At 53.5% G+C, this 21,151-nt stretch carries 22 protein-coding genes; 11 read left to right on the forward strand and 11 right to left on the reverse strand.

What is annotated here, in order from left to right:
- Nucleotides 1–95: 95 nt before the first annotated feature.
- Complete coding sequence (gene adhE / locus HMPREF1527_RS01245) at nucleotides 96–2,714, forward strand: bifunctional acetaldehyde-CoA/alcohol dehydrogenase (protein WP_016476885.1); 2,619 nt, start codon at nucleotides 96–98, stop codon at nucleotides 2,712–2,714.
- Nucleotides 2,715–3,153: 439 nt separating this feature from the next.
- On the opposite strand, the gene HMPREF1527_RS01250 is transcribed toward adhE, so the two are convergent.
- The 8 genes from HMPREF1527_RS01250 to HMPREF1527_RS01285 form a co-directional block, all read right to left on the reverse strand.
- The gene (locus HMPREF1527_RS01250; protein WP_016476887.1) at nucleotides 3,154–4,215 is read right to left on the reverse strand and encodes a hypothetical protein; all 1,062 of its coding nucleotides are present in this window, start codon (nucleotides 4,213–4,215) and stop codon (nucleotides 3,154–3,156) included.
- A 283-nt stretch (nucleotides 4,216–4,498) separates the two neighbouring features.
- Nucleotides 4,499–4,990: a dihydrofolate reductase gene (locus HMPREF1527_RS01255; RefSeq protein ID WP_016476888.1), complete on the reverse strand. Its 492-nt coding sequence runs from the start codon at nucleotides 4,988–4,990 to the stop codon at nucleotides 4,499–4,501.
- Nucleotides 4,991–5,081: 91 nt separating this feature from the next.
- The gene (thyA, locus tag HMPREF1527_RS01260; protein ID WP_016476889.1) at nucleotides 5,082–5,930 is read right to left on the reverse strand and encodes a thymidylate synthase; all 849 of its coding nucleotides are present in this window, start codon (nucleotides 5,928–5,930) and stop codon (nucleotides 5,082–5,084) included.
- 123 nt (nucleotides 5,931–6,053) lie between these two features.
- A complete protein-coding gene (locus HMPREF1527_RS01265; protein WP_016476890.1) occupies nucleotides 6,054–6,617 on the reverse strand; it encodes a (deoxy)nucleoside triphosphate pyrophosphohydrolase in 564 nt (187 codons plus the stop codon).
- On the reverse strand, nucleotides 6,617–7,336 hold the full coding sequence (locus HMPREF1527_RS01270; RefSeq protein WP_016476891.1) for an acyl-[acyl-carrier-protein] thioesterase: 720 nt from the start codon (nucleotides 7,334–7,336) through the stop codon (nucleotides 6,617–6,619). The genes HMPREF1527_RS01265 and HMPREF1527_RS01270 overlap by 1 nt, the downstream gene beginning before the upstream one ends.
- 19 nt (nucleotides 7,337–7,355) lie before the next feature.
- Nucleotides 7,356–7,985 (reverse strand): putative ABC transporter permease, encoded by a 630-nt coding sequence (locus HMPREF1527_RS01275; protein ID WP_016476892.1) that lies wholly within the window; start codon nucleotides 7,983–7,985, stop codon nucleotides 7,356–7,358.
- Nucleotides 7,985–8,467, reverse strand: coding sequence for an HD domain-containing protein (locus HMPREF1527_RS01280; RefSeq protein WP_016476893.1), 483 nt, complete (start codon nucleotides 8,465–8,467; stop codon nucleotides 7,985–7,987). The genes HMPREF1527_RS01275 and HMPREF1527_RS01280 overlap by 1 nt, the downstream gene beginning before the upstream one ends.
- A gap of 248 nt (nucleotides 8,468–8,715) precedes the next feature.
- Nucleotides 8,716–9,636, reverse strand: a complete 921-nt coding sequence (locus HMPREF1527_RS01285) for a diacylglycerol kinase family protein (protein ID WP_016476894.1) — start codon at nucleotides 9,634–9,636, stop codon at nucleotides 8,716–8,718.
- 149 nt (nucleotides 9,637–9,785) lie between these two features.
- Between HMPREF1527_RS01285 and rnd the strand changes: the two genes are divergently transcribed.
- From rnd to HMPREF1527_RS01325, 8 genes are all read left to right on the forward strand, one after another.
- Nucleotides 9,786–10,916: a ribonuclease D gene (gene rnd, locus HMPREF1527_RS01290; protein ID WP_035433804.1), complete on the forward strand. Its 1,131-nt coding sequence runs from the start codon at nucleotides 9,786–9,788 to the stop codon at nucleotides 10,914–10,916.
- A 164-nt stretch (nucleotides 10,917–11,080) separates the two neighbouring features.
- On the forward strand, nucleotides 11,081–11,770 hold the full coding sequence (locus HMPREF1527_RS01295; RefSeq protein WP_016476896.1) for a zinc metallopeptidase: 690 nt from the start codon (nucleotides 11,081–11,083) through the stop codon (nucleotides 11,768–11,770).
- A gap of 1 nt (nucleotide 11,771) precedes the next feature.
- Nucleotides 11,772–13,139 carry an exodeoxyribonuclease VII large subunit gene (xseA, locus tag HMPREF1527_RS01300; RefSeq protein WP_016476897.1) on the forward strand — a complete coding sequence of 456 codons (1,368 nt, stop codon included), beginning with the start codon at nucleotides 11,772–11,774 and terminating at the stop codon, nucleotides 13,137–13,139.
- Between the two features lie 39 nt (nucleotides 13,140–13,178).
- On the forward strand, nucleotides 13,179–13,442 hold the full coding sequence (gene xseB, locus HMPREF1527_RS01305; RefSeq protein ID WP_016476898.1) for an exodeoxyribonuclease VII small subunit: 264 nt from the start codon (nucleotides 13,179–13,181) through the stop codon (nucleotides 13,440–13,442).
- Nucleotides 13,443–13,509: 67 nt separating this feature from the next.
- Nucleotides 13,510–13,860, forward strand: coding sequence for a histidine triad nucleotide-binding protein (locus HMPREF1527_RS01310; protein ID WP_016476899.1), 351 nt, complete (start codon nucleotides 13,510–13,512; stop codon nucleotides 13,858–13,860).
- 185 nt (nucleotides 13,861–14,045) lie between these two features.
- Nucleotides 14,046–15,215 (forward strand): acetate/propionate family kinase, encoded by a 1,170-nt coding sequence (locus HMPREF1527_RS01315; RefSeq protein ID WP_016476900.1) that lies wholly within the window; start codon nucleotides 14,046–14,048, stop codon nucleotides 15,213–15,215.
- Nucleotides 15,216–15,475: 260 nt separating this feature from the next.
- The gene (locus tag HMPREF1527_RS01320) at nucleotides 15,476–15,682 is read left to right on the forward strand and encodes a sulfurtransferase TusA family protein (RefSeq protein ID WP_016476901.1); all 207 of its coding nucleotides are present in this window, start codon (nucleotides 15,476–15,478) and stop codon (nucleotides 15,680–15,682) included.
- Between the two features lie 53 nt (nucleotides 15,683–15,735).
- Entirely contained in the window at nucleotides 15,736–15,990 is a 255-nt protein-coding gene (locus HMPREF1527_RS01325) for a DUF3343 domain-containing protein (RefSeq protein ID WP_016476902.1), read from the forward strand.
- Nucleotides 15,991–16,067: 77 nt separating this feature from the next.
- Here HMPREF1527_RS01325 and HMPREF1527_RS01330 read toward each other — a convergent pair whose 3' ends face one another.
- Both HMPREF1527_RS01330 and pta read right to left on the reverse strand, forming a co-directional pair.
- On the reverse strand, nucleotides 16,068–16,964 hold the full coding sequence (locus HMPREF1527_RS01330) for an aldose 1-epimerase family protein (protein ID WP_016476903.1): 897 nt from the start codon (nucleotides 16,962–16,964) through the stop codon (nucleotides 16,068–16,070).
- Nucleotides 16,961–17,959, reverse strand: a complete 999-nt coding sequence (gene pta, locus HMPREF1527_RS01335) for a phosphate acetyltransferase (protein WP_016476904.1) — start codon at nucleotides 17,957–17,959, stop codon at nucleotides 16,961–16,963. Before pta ends, HMPREF1527_RS01330 begins: the two co-directional genes overlap by 4 nt.
- Nucleotides 17,960–18,093: 134 nt before the next feature.
- Here pta and glf point away from each other — a divergent pair, with 134 nt between their 5' ends.
- Nucleotides 18,094–19,296, forward strand: a complete 1,203-nt coding sequence (glf, locus tag HMPREF1527_RS01340; RefSeq protein ID WP_016476905.1) for a UDP-galactopyranose mutase — start codon at nucleotides 18,094–18,096, stop codon at nucleotides 19,294–19,296.
- Nucleotides 19,297–19,398: 102 nt separating this feature from the next.
- The gene (locus tag HMPREF1527_RS01345; protein WP_016476906.1) at nucleotides 19,399–20,448 is read left to right on the forward strand and encodes a glycosyltransferase family 2 protein; all 1,050 of its coding nucleotides are present in this window, start codon (nucleotides 19,399–19,401) and stop codon (nucleotides 20,446–20,448) included.
- A gap of 4 nt (nucleotides 20,449–20,452) precedes the next feature.
- Here the strand turns inward: HMPREF1527_RS01345 and HMPREF1527_RS01350 are convergent, their stop codons facing one another.
- Nucleotides 20,453–21,112, reverse strand: coding sequence for a nucleoside triphosphate pyrophosphatase (locus HMPREF1527_RS01350; RefSeq protein ID WP_016476907.1), 660 nt, complete (start codon nucleotides 21,110–21,112; stop codon nucleotides 20,453–20,455).
- Nucleotides 21,113–21,151 lie beyond the last annotated feature (39 nt).

The raw sequence follows: 21,151 nt of genomic DNA on the forward strand, positions 1-21,151 counted from the left end.
ATTTAAACGGAGAATTGTCGGTCAGCGGCGCATATTTATCGGCGAACGCTGTTATAATTTGTACGATGTCTGTACCTAGTCCAGGAGGGGACCAGATGACAAAGAAAGCAACAAAGATTGAGGATGTTGAGACTTTGCACACTCGTCTCGCAGAGATGCGCGAGGCACAGGCAGAGTTTGCAACATTTTCCCAGGAGCAGGTCGACAAGATTTTTTATGAGGCCGCTCTTGCCGCCGAGAAGGCGCGCATTCCTCTCGCACGCATGGCCGTTGAAGAGACCGGCATGGGTGTCATGGAGGATAAGGTTATTAAAAACCACTATGCTGCCGAGTATATCTTCAACAAGTACAAGCATATGAAAACATGCGGCGTTGTTGAGGAAGACAAAGCTGGCGGTTATAAGGTTGTCGCGGAGCCTATGGGTATTGTCGCGGCGGTTATTCCTACGACCAACCCCACGTCTACGGCAATTTTCAAATCTCTTCTCGCCCTTAAGACGCGCAACGCCATCCTGATCTCGCCGCACCCACGCGCGAAGGGCTGCACCATTGAGGCCGCCCGCATCGTGCGTGACGCTGCCGAGAAGGCAGGCTGCCCCAAGGGCATTATCGATTGGGTCCCAAGCCCCACTATTGAGCTTACGGCGGCTGTTATGGGCAACGCCGACATCATTTTGGCTACCGGTGGCCCCGGCATGGTCAACGCCGCTTATTCTTCGGGCAAGCCCGCGCTTGGCGTTGGCCCCGGCAACACCCCTGCCATTATTGATGACACTGCCGATATCAAGCTTGCCGTCAACTCAATTATTCACTCAAAGACGTTTGACAACGGTATGATTTGCGCTTCCGAGCAGTCCGTGACCGTTCTTGACGGCGTCTACGATGAGGTTAAGAAAGAGTTTGCTGCGCGCGGCTGCTACTTCCTTAAGGGCAAGGAGCTCGACGCCGTTCGCAAGACCGTCATCATCAACGGTGCGGTTAATGCCGGTATCGTGGGTAAGTCCGCTCACTTCATCGCCGAGACCGCTGGTGTTAAGGTTCCCGAGGGCACCAAGGTTCTTATCGGTGAAGTTACGTCTGTCGAGCCTTCTGAAGAGATGGCGCATGAGAAACTCTCTCCGGTTCTCGGCATGTATCGCGCTAAGAACTTTGACGACGCACTCGCTAAGGCCGCGCGTCTGGTTGCCGACGGTGGTTATGGTCACACATCTTCTCTTTACGTTGATGTTAACGAGACCGAGAAGATCCAAAAGCACTACGAGGCCATGAAGACCTGCCGTATCCTCATTAACACGCCTTCTTCTCAGGGCGGCATCGGCGATCTTTACAACTTCAAGATGACGCCATCTTTGACGCTGGGCTGTGGCACATGGGGCGGCAACTCCGTTTCCGGCAATGTTGGACCCCAGCACCTGCTGAACTACAAGTCTGTTGCAGAGAGGCGTGAAAACATGCTTTGGCTTCGTACTCCCGAGAAGGTTTACTTCAAGAAGGGCTGCATGCCCGTTGCTCTACGTGAGCTCAAGGATGTCTACGACAAGAAGCGTGCCTTCATCGTTACCGATCAGTTCCTCTACAAGTCCGGCTTCACTAAGAAGATTGAAGAATCCCTCGATGAGATGGGCATCGTTCATTCTTCGTTCTGGGATGTCGCTCCCGATCCAACGCTTCAGTGCGCTCTTGAAGGTCTTGCTCGCCTGCGCGCCTTTGAGCCCGATTGCATTATCGCCATCGGCGGTGGATCTGCCATGGATGCAGGTAAGATTATGTGGTCCATGTACGAGAACCCGGACGAGAACTTTGAGGACATGTCTGCGGACTTCATGGATATCCGCAAGCGTGTCTACAACTTCCCCAAGATGGGCAAGAAGGCGTTTTTCGTCGCTATCCCAACCTCTTCCGGTACCGGTTCCGAGGTTACGCCGTTTGCCATCATTACCGATGCCGACACCGGCGTAAAGTGGCCCGTTACCGACTACGAGCTCATGCCCAACATGGCCATCGTTGATACCGACAACATGATGACGCAGCCTAAGGGTCTGACTTCCGCTTCCGGTATTGACGTTTTGACGCACTGCCTTGAGGCCTACGTCTCCATGATGGCTTCCGACTACACCGACGGCATGGCACTGCGCGGTATGAAGCTTGTCTTTGATTACCTGCCGCGTGCCTATGAGAATCCCAATGACGTTGAGGCACGCGATCACATGGCTAACGCTTCCTGCCTTGGTGGCCTTGCCTTTGCGAATGCGTTCCTTGGCGTGAACCACTCCATGGCGCACAAGCTGGGCGCTTTCCACCACATTCCGCACGGCTGGGCAAACGCCGTCATCCTGACTCGCGTCATGCGCTACAACGCTTCCGAGCGTCCGGCCAAGATGGGCACCTTCCCGCAGTATGATCACCCGCATACACTGGCACGCTACGCTGAAGCTGGACGCTATTGCGGCGTTGAGGGCAAGGACGACCAGGAGGTCTTTGAGAAGTTCATCGCAAAGATTGAAGAGCTCAAGGCTTTCATCGGCGTTAAGGAAACCATTAAGGATTATGGCGTTGACGAGAAGTACTTCCTTGATACGCTTGATGCCATGTCCGAACAGGCCTTTAACGATCAGTGCACCGGTGCCAACCCACGCTATCCGCTGATTTCCGAGATCAAGGAGCTGTACCTGGACTCCTACTACAACCGTGAGGCAAAGAGCTACGACGTCTAGGTTGTTCCGGGTCTTCTAGGCCTTCTCGCCGCTGCGACACGGTTGCGGAGCGGCTGCTGAGTTGCTGCGCTCGCTAGGCCTTCTCGCTTTGTGTGTCGCGATCATTGAAACCGCACGTCAACGGCTGTCTGCAAGCTCGCAGGCAGCCGTTTTGCGTTTAGGTGCCGTGTCGTGTTTCGTTTGGGCAGCTGCTCAGGCAAAATTCTTCAGGACAGCTCCATTCCAGCCCCCGATTCCAAAAAAGTGCCACAGTTGTGATAAAAATACTTCACAACTCATAACATTTTTAGGGGATTTATCACAACTGATGCCTTTTTTAGGAGTTTTCATATCACAACTCATGCACTTTTTTGGAATCGAGCTCGCCGGGATGAGGCTCATGCGAGGTAAGATTCTCCGGGTTGAATCCTATGCGAAGTAAGACTCGCTGGGATGGGGCTCATGTGGAGTAGAGCTCATTTGAGCGAGCCGTTGGATGGAGCTCTCGTGGCATAAAGAGGCAATCGCATGCTATAAGGGATTTGACCAAATTAAGGCGACGAGTGCGGTACTTTTGTTTGTCACTCTTCGTGAGATGAGAGCAGGGGAGTTGCAGGTCTTTTCGTATTGCTTCGTAAAGATTGTCAAACAAGTCAACGCTTTTGAAGGTAAATCGATCAATCGCATAATCTTTTATTCCATGAGACAAAAGCTCGTTATACCGTATGCAATCGAGGTGCTGTTGTTCCAGGCTGTCATGATAATCTCCATTGTATTCAATGGCTACCGCTTTAACAGGGTGTTGTGAGTCATTGTGCAAGAGCGGATTAGACACAAGAAGATCTGGTTTTCTGACCCTAACTTTATTGTTTGTAGCGTCCAACTGTTTTAAGTAGATTTCGGGGTTCAGGAGGATGTTCTTAAGGTTATATCCGCCTTTGCGCCAGGGATATGTGAATCGCAGATATAGTTTCGATTCCATTGGCGATGCCGACATTTCGCAGGCGTACAGAAAGGCATTATGCACCTTTCTGTAGCAACGCTTACCTTTCATTGTTTCAAGAAATTCCCGCAGCTGTTCTTTTGTAATCAAGGGCTCCTTTTTGGACAGCAAGACGCCGGTGCTCCTGTATGAGTACGTGCCGAGCAATTCACAGATGAGCAGGGTTAACTCGATTTCAGATAGGATTGAACTCATCTGAAAGGGCAAGTAGAGAGGCGAGGTGCAATAAATGTCTTTGAATAGATGCAGGAAACATTTGCTGTTAAAGGATTCTCTCGACCTGTGTATATAGATTCCTTTGGGATGGTATGTTGGCGAAGAACTGCTCATAAGAATTGAAATCGGTGGGCGTAACTTGCATTCATAGGTATGAGCCACCTCAATCCAAAGCTCTTTTCTTTCTGCGTGAGAGGGAAGGCGCGAGGAGAGACTAGCACTTGAATAATGCTCGGGTATAACTGGGGAATTAGCAGATCGCAAGATTTCAAGCGCAGAATAATGAGAAATAACGAGAGACATGTATCCTCCTTACGTAAAGTTCTAAAACGTAAGGAAGATTATTCCTGATGAACCTTGCGATAATTTGACCTGTATCTGGCAGATGCTTGACAGATGTCTGACCTGTGTTTGACGAGTATCTGACCGTTGACGGTATCGTCGGAAAAAACTGCAGGATATAGATGATAAAATTTCAAGTTTGATGTGATGGCGAGAAGACCTCGCGACGCTCAGTATTAAAATTTCATTTTAGAAATCTACTTTAAAACTCCATTTTGGCGGGGTTTGTAGACACTTGCCCCGGTTACTTCACCTGCTCGTATGTGACAAATTCGAAAGCCACACCTTTGGGAGTCACGCCGCCCTTCTCGATAGCAACAACACGCCACGCCGGGTCGGTGTCCAAATCGGGAAAGTATGAGTCAGCAGGAACCTCAATGTCGTGTTTCGTTACAAAAGCGAATGTGCAGTTGGGAAGCATCGCCCGATACACAGAGGCGCCCCCGATAAGCCAGACCTTCTCGCTTGGCTCTGAGGCGACAAGAGACAGCGCCGCCGCAGGGGATGAGACGACCTCAACGCCGTCGTGCGTCCAAGACAAATCTCGGGTGATGACGATGTTGCGCCGCCCTTTCAAAGGCCCGCCGGGAAAACTCTCAAAGGTGCGCCGCCCCATGATGACCGTGCATCCACGGGTGTGCTCAACAAAGTACTTCATGTCCGCTTTATTGGGGATGAGCAAATCTCCATCGCACCCAATGCCCCAATTGTGCGTTACGGAAACAATCGCATTCATGTAATTCTCCAAGAAATTCTCTAGGAACGTGCAGCGCCGCTGAGCCGCAAGAACGTGCAGCACCGCTAAGCCGCAAGAACGTGCAGCGCCGCTAAACAGCAATCGGAATGTTTTTGACCTGCGGCCCGTGCTGATAATCCTCGACAATAAGATCATCAGTGGTGAAGTCGTAGAAACTGGTAACGTTAGGGTTCAGGCTGACCTTTGGCGCGTCAAAGGTCGGGCGAGAAATCAATTCTTTAACGATATCAACGTGGCGGTCGTAGATATGAGCGTCGGAAATCATATGCACCAGCTCGCCGGCCTGCATCCCGCTGACTTGCGCCACCATCATGAGCAAGATAGCGTACTGACAGACGTTCCAGTTGTTGGCAGCGAGAATATCCTGGCTGCGCTGTACCAGCAGCAGGTTTAGCGTAGGCTTTTCGGCGCCCGATTCCTGCGTGACATTGTAGATGGCGTTGAACGCGCACGGATAGAGATTCATCTCAGAAAGATCCGCGAACGTGTACAGGTTGGTCATGATGCGTCGGCTGAACGGATTTTCGCGGAGATCGCGCAACACCCGATCCATCTGGTCAAAATCGCCATCAGCATAGTGAGATATCTGACCCACCTGATAACCGTATGCTTTGCCAATAGAGCCTGTCTCGTCCGCCCACGCGTCCCAAATGTGAGAGTTCAGGTCATGAACATTGTTGGATTTCTTCTGGTAGATCCAGAGAATTTCGTCCATAGCACTCTTGAGGGCGGTACGCCTGAGCGTCAAAGCGGGAAACTCTTCACGCAGGTCATAGCGGTTGCAGACGCCAAATTTCTTAATCGTATACGCCGGAGTCCCGTCCTCCCAATGCGGGCGAACCTTCTCTCCTTCAGTGGTGGTGCCGTGCTCAATGATATCCGAGCACATTGTGATAAAAATGTCGTCAGCTTTGCTCATACACTACCCTTTCGTTTCTCGCGTGTGGCGAGAAGAACCTTAACCAGAAAATCTCAACCGGAGAATCTCAATCGAAGAATTTCAACCGAAAAACCTCAAAGTACCATCTTCCATAGTACTCGATTACAGATGCTGACTCTCAAAAATGTCATCCCAAAGGGTGCCGAGTGTCATGACGAGATCCCTGTCGGCCGGAAGCCATGCGACATCGAGAAGCTCGCTTGGAGAAAGCCAGCGAAGCTCTGAGTGGATGAGCTTGCGCGGCTCTTCGCCAGGCGCCAGGGTGCAAATGAAAACTTCCATGCAAAGATGAAACTCGGGATAGTTATAGTCGACCGTGTCATAAGGAAGAATAAGCTGCAGCTCAGCGCCAAGTTCTTCACGAATCTCACGACGCAGAGCAGTTTCAGGTGACTCGCCGGCCTCAATCTTTCCGCCGGCAAACTCCCAAAGACCGCCTTGATCCTGGTCTTCAGAGCGGCATGCGGCCAGAATGGTATTGTCGCGGTAGATGATGGCGGCGACAACGTGTTTGGCAGGTTTGGCGGATGTGGCAGAAGCGGTTGGTTTAGTAGGTTTGGCGGATGTGCCAGACGTGGTAGGTTTGGCGGATGTGGTGGATGTAACGGGTTTGGCGTGTTTAGCAGATGTGGCGGGCCTGCCGGACGCGTTGTTCTTCTCGGTCATTATTTGTCCTCCAGACGAACTATCGCATATGCTTTGCCGGCTGTGTCGTCAAGGGAAACGCTGATACCTGCTTCATCACGGAAAATGCGAGGCGTGATGCTGTCATCAAGGTGAGCCTGGCGGCGGTACTGCACGATGATGCGATGCAGCCCACAGTAAGTCTGGCCGGTCTCGCCTAAAGCGTCGAGCGCCATCATGACGTACTGGGCATTATTGACATGCCGGTTGGTGTCGAGATGTTGCTGCGTGACGAGTATGTGCGGGGCGCTCTGCGCCGAGCCCTTCAGAGAAATACGCTTGGGCATCGGTGGCATTGCAAGGCGGGGCGTTCCGTCCAGGTAGGCCTGTTCGCTTTGGGGAATGCGGGTAACTTTGCCGGCGACGGTATCAATCATGTACCACGTGGACTCAGCGCGCAACACAGGAGCGCCCGTATGGTCGCGTATAACAAAGCAGCGTGATGCCGAAAGTCCGCTCAGATCGTACGCCCATGTGCCAACGGTGATTTTCTCGCCAAAGCGGGGAAGTCGGGTTATTTCTATCTGCCACGCGGCGAGAACCCACGCCAGGCCTTCGTGAGCCAACACATCAAAGCCGCGGTCGATGCTTTCGGAGTGAAATGACGAGCAGTCCTGAAGGTAGTTCATAGCGCTGACAAGCGACAACGTGCCCGTTTCGTTACACTCACTGTAGCGGACACGGCTTTCAAGGGTATACATGGAACTCCAATGCGAATTGTTACATGCGAGAGCGAATATGCGTGCGAATCTCTTGGGCGAGAAGAGCCGTTCGCGCGGAGCCGGCGGGCGTGAGGTAGATCAGGCTCGCCGCGGTATCGATAAAGTAGGCAAGTCCGACAATGCCTGCCAGAATGTTTAGCGTATCAATCGGAACCAGCGAGAACAAGGACAGCAGTCCCGGCGCGATAAAAAAGACTGTCACCACGGAAAACGCTCCAAACACAAGCGAGGCCTGTGGGCAGACGCGACCTTTGATGTTATAGCGAAACATCGAGTAGTCCCACCACGTACGATGAAAGCGCCGCTCCAGGATAAGGCCTGTGGAATACTCCAGAATGGTCGCCATGAGGCCACCTAGAACAAAGACGAGCACGGGATTGTCGAGACTTCCAAGCGTGATCCAGACGGACACCGCGCCGACGCCGTAGATAGGACAGCTAGGGCCAAAGAGGAAGCCGCGGCGCGAAAAGCCGTGCTCGACCAAGGAGCAATAAGCGGTTTCGTATATCCAGCCTCCCACCGAAATGATGGCAAACATGAGGATAACCTGGGGGATCATCTGCCTTAAGATGCCCCACCCAAGATCAACGGCGAGAAGACCCGAAAAAGCAGCGATAATCGACTCCATTAGCGACCACCTTTTGCGTAGGGGTTGCCAAACATCGTTTCGGCTGACGAACACAGTTTGTCACAGGCCGAGACAATCCACGCTTCTTTGCTGCGTGGCGGAATGGGAACCAGCGGAAACATGTGATGCAGGATAATGTCTTGTTCAAGAGGAGACAGATCGGGAAAATCCGCTCGGGCGTTATTGAGCGCGTGGCGGGGATGGGTGAATCCATGCCATTTGTCGGGAGCGGCCTTGCAATCATGCCAGTCGTAGAGGTAGTAGTCGTGAAGCAGAGCTCCGCGCACCAGCTCGCCCTCGCTGACCTGTATTCCGCTTGAAAGCGCTGTAAACAGGCTGGTATACGCGACGGCAATGACGTGGTCGAGCGTGGTGGTGGTGCCGTGCTGCACAAAAGCCGCCAGCTGATACAGGCGTCCCGACTGCAGGGTCGGGCGTGCAAGCTCATCGAACTTCTCGCGTATTTCGGCAATCTCTACCAAGACATCCCTTTGCCATGTGCTGTTCTGACGCATAAAAGAGTAGCGAGAAAAGAGGCGCTGCGTCAACGTTTTTTGCCGTTATATGACAATATTGTAAGAATCGCTGTCCTTGTAAAAACTATGCTACGCGTAAGAATCGCGCCGCGGCGTCACGGCCGCTGTGTGGTGACACGGCGCTACAGCGCTACAGCGGTACGCTTGCCGTGCGATAACACGGTGCCACGTTGAGAGGAGCTCAGCGCCTGAGTTTATTGCTGCGCGTACGGACTCATGGAGTCAACAATGACTGTACACGCCTTTGGCAGCACCCGTGCGTCAAGTGCGCGAGCCTCGTCGGGAAAGACCTCTCCGTCGACTTCAACGGGAATTGGCGAGGATATCTCAATGTGGATTTCTCGCCCGTGAAAGCCCTCGATATGGGGACGCCCCAGCGTTTTTCCGCTGCGATCAAAAATGCCGGTAAAGAGAGGCTTCACCAACTCAGCTGTCATCTTGGTTTCAAGAACGATGACGCTGAGGAGTCCGTCGTCCATACGAACTCCCGGAAGAAGCTCAATATCCGCCTGGAACTTGGCGCTGTTTGCTATCAGGCAGGCGATTCCTTGGCGCTCATACGTGATGCCGTCAACGGTGATTGTGAATGTCTGAACATCTGGAGTGAGATTGGAAAGGGCAGCGGTGAAGTAGGCTGCCTCTCCGAAGATCTTTTTGTGCGGGATAGCAGTACGCATAAGCTGGGCGTCAAGGCCGCTGCCCGCCATGAGGGCGATGCCGTGCGTGTGAGCGACGCCGGTCTCGGAGATCCATGAAATTTCGCCAAGGTCAAGCTTCGTTGTGTGTCCACGCCTGACCGCAAGCGCGAGAGCGGCTGGCTCGTGAGCGTTGCCGATGCTTGCGCAAATCAGGTTTGCCGTGCCGGAAGGAAAGACGCATACGGGAACGCTGCTTCCGCGAAGCGCATACATCAGATGGGCAACTGTTCCATCGCCGCCTGAAATGATGATACGATCAAATGATTCCGCATCAAAGACGGCTTGCTGAGGTATCCAGGAATCATCCATGATGCGCATAACGCATTCATCGCCACCCTCAAGCAGCGCTCGCTCGAACTCATATACGGCGTCGGAGCCGAATCCGGATTGTGGATTATGGATGATAAGGGAACGCATAAGACTCCTTAGGGCTGACACGTATATTGGGTATCATTAAAAGCGGCATGTCCGGCACGTCTGTCATGTCTATCGTGTCCGGCATGTCTGTCGTGTTTGTCATGTCTGCTATATCTGATGGTAGCGTAACTGTCGTCGAATGGGATGCTTTGTATATATCTACGCAAGAAGAACTTGCTTCGTTTTGTGCCCGAGCCGCGCATGCGCGTGTGCTCGCTGTTGACACGGAGTTTCTCCGCGAGAAAACCTATTATCCGCAGCTGTGCCTTGTACAGGTTTCAACTGGAGAGGAGATTGCGGCGATAGACCCTCTACGCATCAACAATCTCTCTCCGCTCAAGGCACTTCTCGAAGATGAAGCCATCATAAAGGTTATCCATGCCTGTTCACAGGATCTTGAGGTGCTCCTTGAGGGTATGAATTGCGCCTGCGCGCCGGTTTTTGACACGCAGCTCGCAGCGGCGTTTTTAGGCATGCGCCAACAGGCGAGTTACGCCTCTGTGGTTGAGCGTTATACCGGTGTTCACCTGGCTAAGGCGGAATCTCTGACGGATTGGTCGCGGCGGCCCCTCGATCCCGAACAGCTCACCTATGCCGAGGATGACGTTCGGTATCTGCCGGATATCTACCGTCAAATGTACGACCGTCTCGTTAAGACGGACCGCCTGGGATGGCTTATGCCCGAGATGAACGACTACACCGTCATTGAGCACTTCAGGCGCGACCCGCGCGAGGCCTATCTGCATCTCAAACGGTCAAGTTCGTTGACCAGAAGACAGATGGCTATAGCAAGGGAGGTATGTGCGTGGCGAGAAGCCCTTGCCGCCCGGCGCAACGTCCCGCGCAAATGGATCCTCTCCGATGAGGTGTTGGTGGAACTGTGCCGCCGCGTGCCGGGTACGCCCGAGAAGCTCCATAAGATCCGTGGGACGGAATCTCTCTCGCAAGAGTCTGTGAGTAAGCTTTTGCATGCTATCAGAAGGGGAAAAGAGCTTCCTGCAGAGCTCTGTCCGGCCATTGAGCACCACACCCGTCCCGCCATGGGAGCTGAGGGTGTTATCGACCTCATGTACGCGCTGGTCAAGATTGTGGCCGAAAAAGAGGGGATAGCCCCTCAGCTGATTGCCAATAAGGGAGATCTGGCGGATCTCTTGGCGCAAAAAGAGGACGCGAAGCTTGCGGGCGGCTGGCGGTTTGAAGTGGTTGGCAAAGAGCTTCTCGGTCTGCTTGCAGGTGAAGTGGGCCTTACCGTCAAAAATGGTCGCGTGGAGCTTCTCTAAGGGAGATACGCTCGCAGACGGTGCTCCCGGGGAGATACACCCATAGGAGGCTCTCTGAGGAGGCGCGCTCGCAGACGGCGTCCCGGGGACGCACTCGCGAGCGGTAATCTGATTGTTGTCCGGTACAAAGGGTACACTTCTTTCAATCGAATGATTGGAGAGTGATGTATTACTACGGTGGTTCGGACATGTTTTATTGGGTGCTTGTGCTGGGGTCTTTGGCGCTTGGCGGCTTAGCTCAGCTGTACATCCACAGCATGTATAAGAAATGGTCGCGAGTTTCCTCTGGCATACAGGGCACGGGCGCCGATGTGGCGCGGCGTATGCTTGACGACGAGGGCGCAAAAAACGTTGGCATTGAGCGCATCGAGGGCAATCTTACGGACAATTATGACCCGCGCAGCAACGTCTTGCATCTCTCCGATGCAAACTTTGAAGAAAGCTCGGTAGCGTCTATCGCGGTTGCCTGTCACGAGGCCGGACACGCGGTGCAGACGGCGCGCGGCTTTTGGCCTGCCCGCTTGCGCTCTGCGCTGGTTCCTGTAGTCAACCTCGCCTCGGCAGCGTGGATCTACGTTTTTATCGCCGGCGTATGGTTTAGGATTGCCGGCGCGACGCAGATAGCTATTTTGCTGTATGCCGCAACTGTGCTCTTCCAAATTGTGACGCTGCCGGTTGAGATTGACGCGTCAAGGCGCGGTCTTGCCTATTTGGGCGCCCATGTTCCTTCGACGTTCAATAAGAATGGCGCTCGACAAGTGCTGGTAGCTGCCGCTCTGACCTATGTGGCTGCTGCGCTCGTGTCCGCAATTCAGCTGCTCTATCTGATTTCAAATAGCCGTAGCAGGGATTAATATGACTTGGACTGTACCGGACGCCTCCGTTAAGGAAAGAAAAGAGCCTGAGCCGCTTTCCGTTTCCGAAGCTATTATCGTCATCAAAGAAAGTATCGCTACCATTCCGCTGTTGACGGTAGTGGGAGAGGTAAGCGGCTTCAGGGGTCCAAACGCTCGCAGCGGCCACTGTTACTTTGACCTTAAAGACGCAAGCGCCAGCATGGCGGCTATCGTATGGAAGGGCATCTATCTTGCCAGCGGCGTTAAGCTTCGCGATGGCATGAAAGTGCAGGTTACTGGTCGCTATGACGTCTACAAGGGCTCCGGCAAGCTTTCCTTTGTAGCAACGTCTCTTACCGTTGCTGGTGAGGGAGATTTGCGGCAAAAAGTCGCCGAGCTTGCAAAGAAGCTTGAGCGAGAAGGACTGATGGATGAGGACCACAAGCGTTCTATCCCTCGCTTTTGTACACGCATTGGCGTGGTGACATCTCTTTCCGGCAGCGTTATAGAGGATGTTAAACGTACGCTTGCGCGGCGCAATCCTCTCGTTGAGATTGAGGTGACGGGCACCGCCGTACAAGGCGAGCATGCACCCGCAACCATTGTTCGCGCTCTTGGTGTTGCGGCATCCACAAACCCTGACGCCATACTGCTTGTTCGAGGCGGCGGATCGTTTGAAGATCTCATGTGCTTTAACGATGAGTCAGTCGCCCGCGCAGTCGCCGCGTCGCCGGTACCCGTCATTAGCGGCATCGGCCATGAGCCCGATGTCACTATTGTGGATATAGTGTCAGACCGGCGTACGTCAACGCCAACGGCCGCGGCTGAGTCGGTGGCGCCGTCCATCAGTGAGCTTCAGATGGCCTTCAACGATCGCGTATCCCGGCTTGCGGGAGCTATGGAGGCGATTCTTTCTGAATATGCCCAGGTGACAGATGGTGCTTCTCGCCGCGCGGACCTTGCTGTACAAAACAACCTTCGGCAGTGGCGGATTCGTTTTGAGGCTTTGGCTGAGCGGAAGTGTCTTTCCGATCCGATGTATCTGTTTGTTTCGCGTCGGACCGATCTGCTTCAGACGGAGCAGCGACTGCATGACGCGCTTCCGCTGGCGTTGGAAAGAAAGAAACAGACGCTGGGGCATGCATCCGAGCGCCTGCAGACAGCAGGTACAAAGCTGCTTGTTCCGTATGAAGGGCAGCTTGGCGTTATGGCGGGCAAGCTCGAGGCGCTTTCGCCTCTGAAAGTCTTGGGACGCGGCTACGCGCTTGCCGTTGATAGCTGCGGACATGTTCTCAAGCGGTCGCGTGACGTTCAGGCGGGCCAAACCATAGAGGTGCGCCTTGCCGAAGGCTCGCTTGCGGCGCGTGTGACAGAAGTTGCAGAATAAGGTAAAAAGGCGCGAGCATTGCGCCGAGAGGAGACAGATATGACAGAGAAAAAACAAGACGAACTTACGTTCAAGGATGCTTCCATTGAGCTGGAGCAGATTGTTCGTCAGCTGGAAGGAACCGATCTTGAACTTGAGGAATCGCTCGCGTTGTATACGCGTGGCGTTGAGCTGGTAAAGGATTTGCGCAATCGCCTGGATACCGCGGAGCAAAAGGTTAAGGTTCTTCTGGACGCTTCTGAGGCTGGCTCTGCAATCTCCGATACTACAGCCGCACCTTCTACGGCCTATGTTGACGAATAAGCCTTCTACGGCCTATGTTGTGACGAATACATGGTATTAAGCGCGTTTGAAGGCAGAGGAGAGCCGAATGTCTGATTGCATCTTTTGTAAGCTTGCCAACGGCGAGATTCCGACCGAGTTTCTCTATGAAGATGAACATGTCGTAGCGTTTCGAGACGCCAGTCCGCTTGCACCTGTGCATGTGTTAGTTGTTCCTAAAGCGCATCATCGGGATATCCTTGATAATGTTCCTGCTCAGACGCTTGCTTCTGTGGCCGAAGCAATCAAGACGGTAGTTGATACAACCGGTATTCGCGATTCCGGTTTTCGCGTCATCACCAATACGGGTAAAGAGGGCGGTCAATCCGTCATGCACCTGCATTTCCACATTCTGGGAGGCCGGCCTCTTAACGCGACCTTTGGAGAAGAAGAGCTCTAGGGCGCAGAAGGACGTCTAAGGCGTGGGGGAGAATCTGGGGTGTTTTTCGCTTCGCAGGTTTCGGATTGCTCGATGGTTGCGTCTAAACTAAAAAAGTTAAACGACCGCAAAGCGTTAGGGGAGTATGATGTCTTGCGGTGAGTAAGTTGCGGGGGCGCGCTTTGCCCTTTGAGAAAAGGAGAGACATGAACGTACTGGTCATCAATGCCGGCAGCTCGTCGCTCAAGTATCAGCTCTTGAACGTCGACACGCGCGAAGTGTATGCAAAGGGAAACTGCGAGCGTATCGGTATCGACGGCTCATTCGTGGGTCATGAAGAAATGGGCGGCGAGAAGCAAAAGCTTGAAGTGGCGCTTCCTGACCACAAGACGGCTGTCAAGTACGTTTTTGACATCCTGAAAACTATTGACCAGCCCATTGACGGCATCGGTCACCGCGTTGTTCAGGGCGGCTGGTATTTTCCCAAGTCCGCTGTCATTACCGATGAAACGCTCGGGTGGGTTCGCGAGGTGGCGCCTTTGGCTCCGCTTCACAACTATGCTGAGGCTGACGTTATTGAGATTTGCCGCGAGATGTTCCCTGAGGTGGGAAACGTTGTCGTCTGCGATACATCGTTTCACTACAACATGCCCGAAAAAGCCTACACCTACGCGCTGCCGCGTGATGTGGTTGAGAAACTCCACATCCGTAAGTACGGCGCGCACGGTACTTCTCACCGCTATATCTGGCGTGCGGTAGATCAGTTTACCGGTGGTCAGACGCATAAGCTGGTCAGCTGCCATCTTGGATCTGGCGCCTCGCTTTCCGCTATTGAGGATGGCAAGGATAAAGACACCACTATGGGGCTTACGCCTCTTGACGGCCTTATTATGGGCACGCGCTGTGGTACGCTTGATCCTGCGACAGTCTTCTATCTTTCGCGCGTCGGCGGCTATTCCATTGACGAGATCGATACGATGATGAACAAGCAGTCCGGCCTTCTGGCGCTTTCCGGTCACTCGGATTCGCGCGATATTGAGGACGGAGCGCATGCGGGCGATAAGAACTGTCAGCTGGCATTGGACATGTTCTACTATCGCACTTCTCAGCTCATTATGGAAATGGCTCAGTCCATGCACGGCTTTGACACCATGGCGTTTTCCGCAGGCATTGGCGAGAACTCTTCTGAGATGCGCCTGGGTATCGCCCGAGAGCTCGCATGGATGGGCGTTAAGATTGACGAGGAGAAGAATAAGGTTCGCTCTGACGAGGTCCGCGACATCTCAGCTCCTGACTCCAAGATTCGCGTTCTTGTGGCGCCGACCAATGAGGAGTATATGATTGCTCTGGACGTGCGGGAACTTTTGGGGAAGTAGCTCCTCTTTTTGGGGAAGTAGCGCTCTCTTTAGGAAAGTAGTATCTCTCAGTAGCGCCTCTTATACACACGAGAACGTCTGTAGACACAGCGTGTACACGAATACTCGGCAAGCCTTAGTGCATGCCGAGTATTTTTTCGAGTGCCGTTTGCGCGGCGGCGGTTGCTATCGCTTATGCGAACACCTTCAACAAGTCCAAGGCTTAAAAGGCCTTAAGCCTCAAAAGTCTAAAGCCTACTTGATTTTGAAACGGAGCAATAATGGATACTCTTGATGCACGCGGGCTGTCGTGCCCGGAACCGGTTGTTATGATAAGCCAGGCTATGGCCAGTAAAGCTGACAGTTATCGTATGATTGTCGACGCGGTAGCCGCTCGCGAGAATGTAACCCGCTATGCACAAAGCCAGGACTATACGGTCAACGTTACTGAAGATAACGGTGAATGGACGCTGGATATTACCAAATAAAACCCGGTGTTTAGTTTGTATAGCCAGCATTTACATGTTTTGAAAGGGAAGGCATGACCTATCTCGTAACATTTTTTTCGCATTTTGGAGCTATGAGTTTTCGAAGGCTTTGTCGCGAGAAGAACGTCGAGGTGGAACTCATGCCTGTCCCTCGTTTTCTTTCGAGCAGCTGTGGCACGTGTGCGCGCTTTTCCGATCTCAAGGGCCTTCGTATAGACGAATGGCCTGAAGAGGTCGAACGCGTAGTGCAGCTGACAGATGAGACGACCGGTTCGTTTGTTGAGCTGTATAAGGCGCACGGTTTGTAGGGCAAGGCGTGCAATCTGACTGACAGTGCCAGATTGAATGAGCACCAGCTAGCAGCGCCAGATCGAACGAATGCCAGCTAGAACAGCCGGATGGTAAAAGCGCGAGTAAACGTTTCGCCTGGCTCTAAGAGCGTCATGCCTCGTTTGTGTTCAAAGACATCGTCTTCATCGAGCGCTGTGGCAACGCCTGTCCAGGGCTCGATGGCTACGAAGGGACATCCCTGACCTGCGCTCCAAACGCCCAGATACTCAAAGCCCTCAAAAGTAAGTTCGACTCCATGTTCGCCGTGGGAGGCCCCGCAAGGAAGCAGCGCCACGCGATGGTCGGGCACGTCTTCCAGCGTGACGGTCAGCTCGCGCTCAAAGAGCTTCCAGGAAAGCGGCAGCGAGTCAGCGTTGCGTATCAGATGCTGCAAGCGGTCAAAATCGCAGAGACCTTCCGGCGTAATGGACGGTCCCACTGAAGTCCAAGGACGCGTAAAGGCAAGCTCGTAATCAGGGAGTTCGGAGTTATCGTTTCCGGGAACAGGAACGTTAAAAGCAGGATGTCCGCCGAGGGCGAACGGCAAAGTGACAGAGCCGGTGTTACGCACCAGATAGCGCTGCGTGAGCACGCCATTCTCAATCGCAAACGTCATAGTAAGCGAAAAGTGATAGGGAAAGGCAGACCTTGTTTCTGCGGAATCAGTGAGCTCAAATGTAACGCACTCTGCGGTCTTCTCTACGATGCTGTGCTCGTACAAGCGAGCGATACCGTGTCGAGACAGCCGTACGGGACCAGATGCGGACTCAGCGCGCCCATCGCGCAATACGCCAACGATAGGGAAGAGAATGGGAGCGCGCCTAGGCCACCATGCAGGGTCTCCCTGCCAGAGATATTCCGCGTCATTCAGGCTGACGCTCATGAGCTGCGCTCCCAAAGAATCAATGGAAGCGCTCAGCACATCGTCAGAGATGGTGACAAGCTCACTCACTGCGCGCTCTTTTCGGCAGAAACAGCCATTTGCGCCTGGACGGCCGTAATGGCGACAACGCCTACAATGTCGTCGGCCGAGCAGCCGCGCGAAAGGTCGTTGACCGGGCGAGCGATGCCCTGGAGCAAAGGACCATAGGCCTCGGCGCCGCTGAAGCGCTGGACAAGCTTGTAGCCAATGTTTCCCGCCTCAAGCGTTGGGAAAACCAGAATGTTTGCGTGGCCGGCAACCATGGAATAAGGAGCTTTGAGCCGCGCCACTTCGGGAACGATTGCCGCGTCAAGCTGAAGGTCGCCGTCAAGTGCGAGATCAGGGTCTTTTTCATTGGCGAGCTTTGTTGCCTCCTGGACTTTCTCGGCAGTTTCGCCGCCGGCAGAGCCCATGGTGGAGTAGGAGAGCATAGCCACACGCGGGTCTTGACTCATGAACGCGCGCCAAGACTGCGCGGATGCTAGGGCAATTTCGGAAAGCTCATCGGCGTTAGGGTTAATGTTGAGGCCGCAGTCGGCAAAGAGGAGCGTGCCGTCTTCGCCAAACTGGGGCTTATCGGTGCTCATGATAAAGAAGGCGGAAACAAGCTTGGTGCCCGGAGCGGTCTTGATAATCTGAAGCGCCGGTCGGAGGGTGTCTGCGGTAGAGTGGCACGCGCCGGATACAAGTCCATCAGCGTCTCCCATCTTCACCATCATGGTGGCAAAATAGGTGTTGTTGTTCATGGTCTCGCGAGCCTGCTCAATGGTGACGCCTTTGCGGGCGCGGAGCTCAGCGAACTTTTGCGCATAGGCTTCATGGCGCTCATCGGTAGCGGGGCAAATGACGGTTGCGCCGGGAACATCAATCTCATCAGGGTTGCCAAGAATCACGAGGTTTGCCAGATCTTCGGCAATGATGGTTTTGGCCGCCGCAATGGTGCGGGGGTCTTCGCCTTCAGGAAGCACGATAGTCTTTTTGTCTGCCTTAGCTGCCGTTTTCATCTGTTCAAGAAACTTGCCCATGAAAAGAACTCCTATCAAAAAGGTAATTAACGCCATACAAACCTCATTATAGGAGTGCGTGATAAAATTGAGAGCGAGAAATACTGTCAACGGGAGGCGCTTCTCGCTAAAAGAATCGCTTCGTGGAGGTTTACATGGCTATTACGCACGGTCTTCCTGCCGGTTTCAATTCCGATGCCTACGACGTTATGGTGGTCGGCGCCGGATACGCCGGCTCTGTTGTGGCGCGACGCATGGCTGAGACTTGCAATTCCAAAGTCGCGATTATTGAGCGCCGCGGGCATATCGCCGGAAACGCGTACGACCGGATTGACGAGGCGGGCGTTTTGATCCACGAATACGGTCCGCACATTTACCACACGGTCAATGACCGCGTGCACGAGTTTCTCTCGCGCTTCACTGAGTGGACCGGCTACCAGCACAAAGTTCGTGCGAATATCCATGGTCAGCTTATGCCGGTGCCGTTCAACCACACCTCGCTCAAGCTTGCCTTTGGCGAAGAGCGTGGCGAGAAGCTCTACCAAAAGCTCGTATCCACCTTTGGCGAGAACGTCAAGGTGCCCATCATGGAATTGCGTGAGCAGAATGACTCCGAGCTGGAAGAGATTGCTGACTACGTGTATGAGAACGTCTTTCTGCATTACACCATGAAGCAGTGGGGGAAGACACCCGACCAGATAGACAAGTCCATTACCGGCCGCGTCCCTGTTTTTGTCGGCGATGATGACCGCTATTTTCCTACAGCGACGCATCAGGGCATGCCGGCCGAAGGGTATACCAAGCTCTTTGAGAATATGCTGGACCACGACCTGATTGACGTCTTTCTCGATGTTGACGTGCGCGACATTATGGACGTCAGTGAATCAAGCGTGGTCGTTTGTGGAAAGCCGTATGTCGGAGAGGTCGTCTACACCGGCCCGCTCGATGAGCTCTTTGGGCTTGACCTTGGCGCGCTGCCGTACCGCACGCTTGACATGCAGTTTGAGACGCTCGACCAAGATCAGTTCCAGCCCGTTGGCACGGTGAACTATACCGTGAGCGAGGACTTCACCCGCATTACCGAATTCAAGAACATGACGGGCCAGGTTGTTCCCGGCAAGACTACCATCATGCGCGAGTACCCGCAGGCCTATGTGCCCGAGAGCGGTCAGACGCCCTACTATGCCATCCTTGAGCCCGAAAACCAGGAGCTGTATTGCAAGTACCGCGACCGTGTTGCGGGCGTGTTGAACTTCCACCCGGCGGGACGTTTGGCAGAGTATCGCTATTACGACATGGATGGTGTTGTCGCTTCTGCCCTTGAGCTTTCCGATGAACTCATTGCTAATCAATCATAGATTTGCCAATGTAGTGGGTGTGGTCTTTTTGGGCCACACTCACTACTTACCGGTTAGCAATGTGTGTAGCGATAAAATCTGTCCTAAAGGAGCGTTCTTTTCATGAAAAAGACCATTACGTTTGGTATACCGTGTTACAACTCCGCCGAGTACATGGACCACTGCATCGAGTCAATCCTTGAGGGGTCGGAATATGCCGATGACGTTCAGATTGTTATCGTTGACGATGGCTCGATGAAGGACAATACGCCCGCCAAGGCCGATGAGTGGGCGGTGCGTTACCCGAATATCATCAAGGCGGTTCATCAGGAGAACGGTGGCCATGGTATTGCCGTTATGAAGGCGGTCGCCTACGCTGATGGAGTCTATTTCAAAAACATCGACTCTGACGATTGGGTGGACGGTGAGGCTCTCAAGGTCTTTTTGAACAAGCTCCGCGAATTTGTCGACGCTCCATCGCGTTCGGGCGAGAAGCCCGTTGACCTGGTGCTTTCTAATTACGTGTACGAGCACGTTGAGGACAACACGCAAAATTTTGTGGATTATCGCGATGCCGTTCCAACCGGCCGTGTTATCGGCTGGGATGACATAGGACACTTCAAACTATCGCAGTATCTGTTGATGCATGCTCTGACATATCGCGTTGACGTGCTGCGGTCGGCCGGCATTGAGATGCCGCCACATACTTTCTACGTTGACAATGTGTACGCGTACGTGCCCTTTCCCAAGGTCGAGACCATCTACTATGTGGATGTTGACCTGTATCGCTATTTTATCGGCCGAGATGATCAGTCGGTCAATGAGAAAGTTCTGACCGGTCGCGTGGATCATTACTGGCGCGTATCTCGGGTGATGATGCACGCCTATCACATCTACGACGACGTGAAGTCGCCCCGTTTGCGCACGTATATGATGAGCTATTTCACCATTATCATGGCTATCTGCTCCGTATTTTCAAAGATGTCCGATCGCGACGACGCCATGGATCAGCTTGAGAAGCTGTGGGACGAATTGCGCGCGTATGATGGGCGGATGTATCGCCACGCCCGCCATGGACTCGTGGGGACAGCGTGTAATCTGCCGGGGCGTATCGGCCGTTTTGTGACGCTCGGTGGCTATCACATTGCGCAGAAGGTCGTGAAGTTTAATTAAGCCTTTAAGCTGAGCCTTCGAGTGCATGTTCGAGATAGTCGTGGTTGCCGGTAAACTTCACTAGTTCGCGGGCGAGAAGTGCTACGGGAAGGCCGACGACGTTTTCGTAGTCTCCGCTGATGGCCTGCACTAAAAAGCGTCCGCGTCCTTGGATACCATAGGCGCCTGCCTTATCTGACGATTCTCCGGACGCTACGTACGCCGTAATCTCATCTTCTGAAAGCTCATAGAAGGTTACCTTAGTAGTCTGCACAAACGCGACGGCGATGACAGACGGCGAGCCGTCAGGTGAGGGCGACGCAAAGGCTTTAAAGCGCCGCAGGGCTACACCGGTGGAAACAAAGTGCGTCTTGCCGGAAAGCATCCGCAGCATACGCTTTGCGTCTTCGGCGTCATGCGGCTTGCCAAAAACCGTTTCGTTTTCGGTCCATACGATAGTGTCAGCAGCAATGACAATCTCGTTGTTCTTCTCGGCAGCGTGAGAATTGTTCATCAGGTGTCGGCAGACTGCCACGGCCTTTTCCTGCGCAAGACGCTTGACCAGGGCGAGGGGAGCTTCGCCGGATTTGCGAGATTCGTCAATATCGGCAGGCATGACCTGGGGCGTGATGCCCAGCGATTCGATGAGTTCAAGGCGTCGGGGAGACTGCGATGCGAGAATCATGGCATTCCTTTGATATTTTGGCATTTAAGACAATAAAAG

It is taken from the genome of Atopobium sp. oral taxon 199 str. F0494 (assembly GCF_000411555.1).
Taxonomy (GTDB): Bacteria; Actinomycetota; Coriobacteriia; order Coriobacteriales; family Atopobiaceae; genus Lancefieldella.

Excerpts from the sequence above, each read along its gene's own strand:
- xseA (WP_016476897.1), top strand. The coding sequence starts at position 11,772 with ATGACTTGGACTGTACCGGACGCCTCCGTTAAGGAAAGAAAAGAGCCT.
- HMPREF1527_RS01250 (WP_016476887.1), bottom strand. The coding sequence starts at position 4,215 with ATGTCTCTCGTTATTTCTCATTATTCTGCGCTTGAAATCTTGCGATCT.
- HMPREF1527_RS01275 (WP_016476892.1), bottom strand. The coding sequence starts at position 7,985 with ATGGAGTCGATTATCGCTGCTTTTTCGGGTCTTCTCGCCGTTGATCTT.
- HMPREF1527_RS01325 (WP_016476902.1), top strand. The coding sequence starts at position 15,736 with ATGACCTATCTCGTAACATTTTTTTCGCATTTTGGAGCTATGAGTTTT.
- HMPREF1527_RS01265 (WP_016476890.1), bottom strand. The coding sequence starts at position 6,617 with ATGACCGAGAAGAACAACGCGTCCGGCAGGCCCGCCACATCTGCTAAA.
- thyA (WP_016476889.1), bottom strand. The coding sequence starts at position 5,930 with ATGAGCAAAGCTGACGACATTTTTATCACAATGTGCTCGGATATCATT.
- HMPREF1527_RS01310 (WP_016476899.1), top strand. The coding sequence starts at position 13,510 with ATGTCTGATTGCATCTTTTGTAAGCTTGCCAACGGCGAGATTCCGACC.
- adhE (WP_016476885.1), top strand. The coding sequence starts at position 96 with ATGACAAAGAAAGCAACAAAGATTGAGGATGTTGAGACTTTGCACACT.
- HMPREF1527_RS01345 (WP_016476906.1), top strand. The coding sequence starts at position 19,399 with ATGAAAAAGACCATTACGTTTGGTATACCGTGTTACAACTCCGCCGAG.
- HMPREF1527_RS01315 (WP_016476900.1), top strand. The coding sequence starts at position 14,046 with ATGAACGTACTGGTCATCAATGCCGGCAGCTCGTCGCTCAAGTATCAG.
- HMPREF1527_RS01295 (WP_016476896.1), top strand. The coding sequence starts at position 11,081 with ATGTATTACTACGGTGGTTCGGACATGTTTTATTGGGTGCTTGTGCTG.
- HMPREF1527_RS01255 (WP_016476888.1), bottom strand. The coding sequence starts at position 4,990 with ATGAATGCGATTGTTTCCGTAACGCACAATTGGGGCATTGGGTGCGAT.
- xseB (WP_016476898.1), top strand. The coding sequence starts at position 13,179 with ATGACAGAGAAAAAACAAGACGAACTTACGTTCAAGGATGCTTCCATT.
- HMPREF1527_RS01350 (WP_016476907.1), bottom strand. The coding sequence starts at position 21,112 with ATGATTCTCGCATCGCAGTCTCCCCGACGCCTTGAACTCATCGAATCG.
- HMPREF1527_RS01270 (WP_016476891.1), bottom strand. The coding sequence starts at position 7,336 with ATGTATACCCTTGAAAGCCGTGTCCGCTACAGTGAGTGTAACGAAACG.
- pta (WP_016476904.1), bottom strand. The coding sequence starts at position 17,959 with ATGGGCAAGTTTCTTGAACAGATGAAAACGGCAGCTAAGGCAGACAAA.
- glf (WP_016476905.1), top strand. The coding sequence starts at position 18,094 with ATGGCTATTACGCACGGTCTTCCTGCCGGTTTCAATTCCGATGCCTAC.
- HMPREF1527_RS01285 (WP_016476894.1), bottom strand. The coding sequence starts at position 9,636 with ATGCGTTCCCTTATCATCCATAATCCACAATCCGGATTCGGCTCCGAC.
- HMPREF1527_RS01320 (WP_016476901.1), top strand. The coding sequence starts at position 15,476 with ATGGATACTCTTGATGCACGCGGGCTGTCGTGCCCGGAACCGGTTGTT.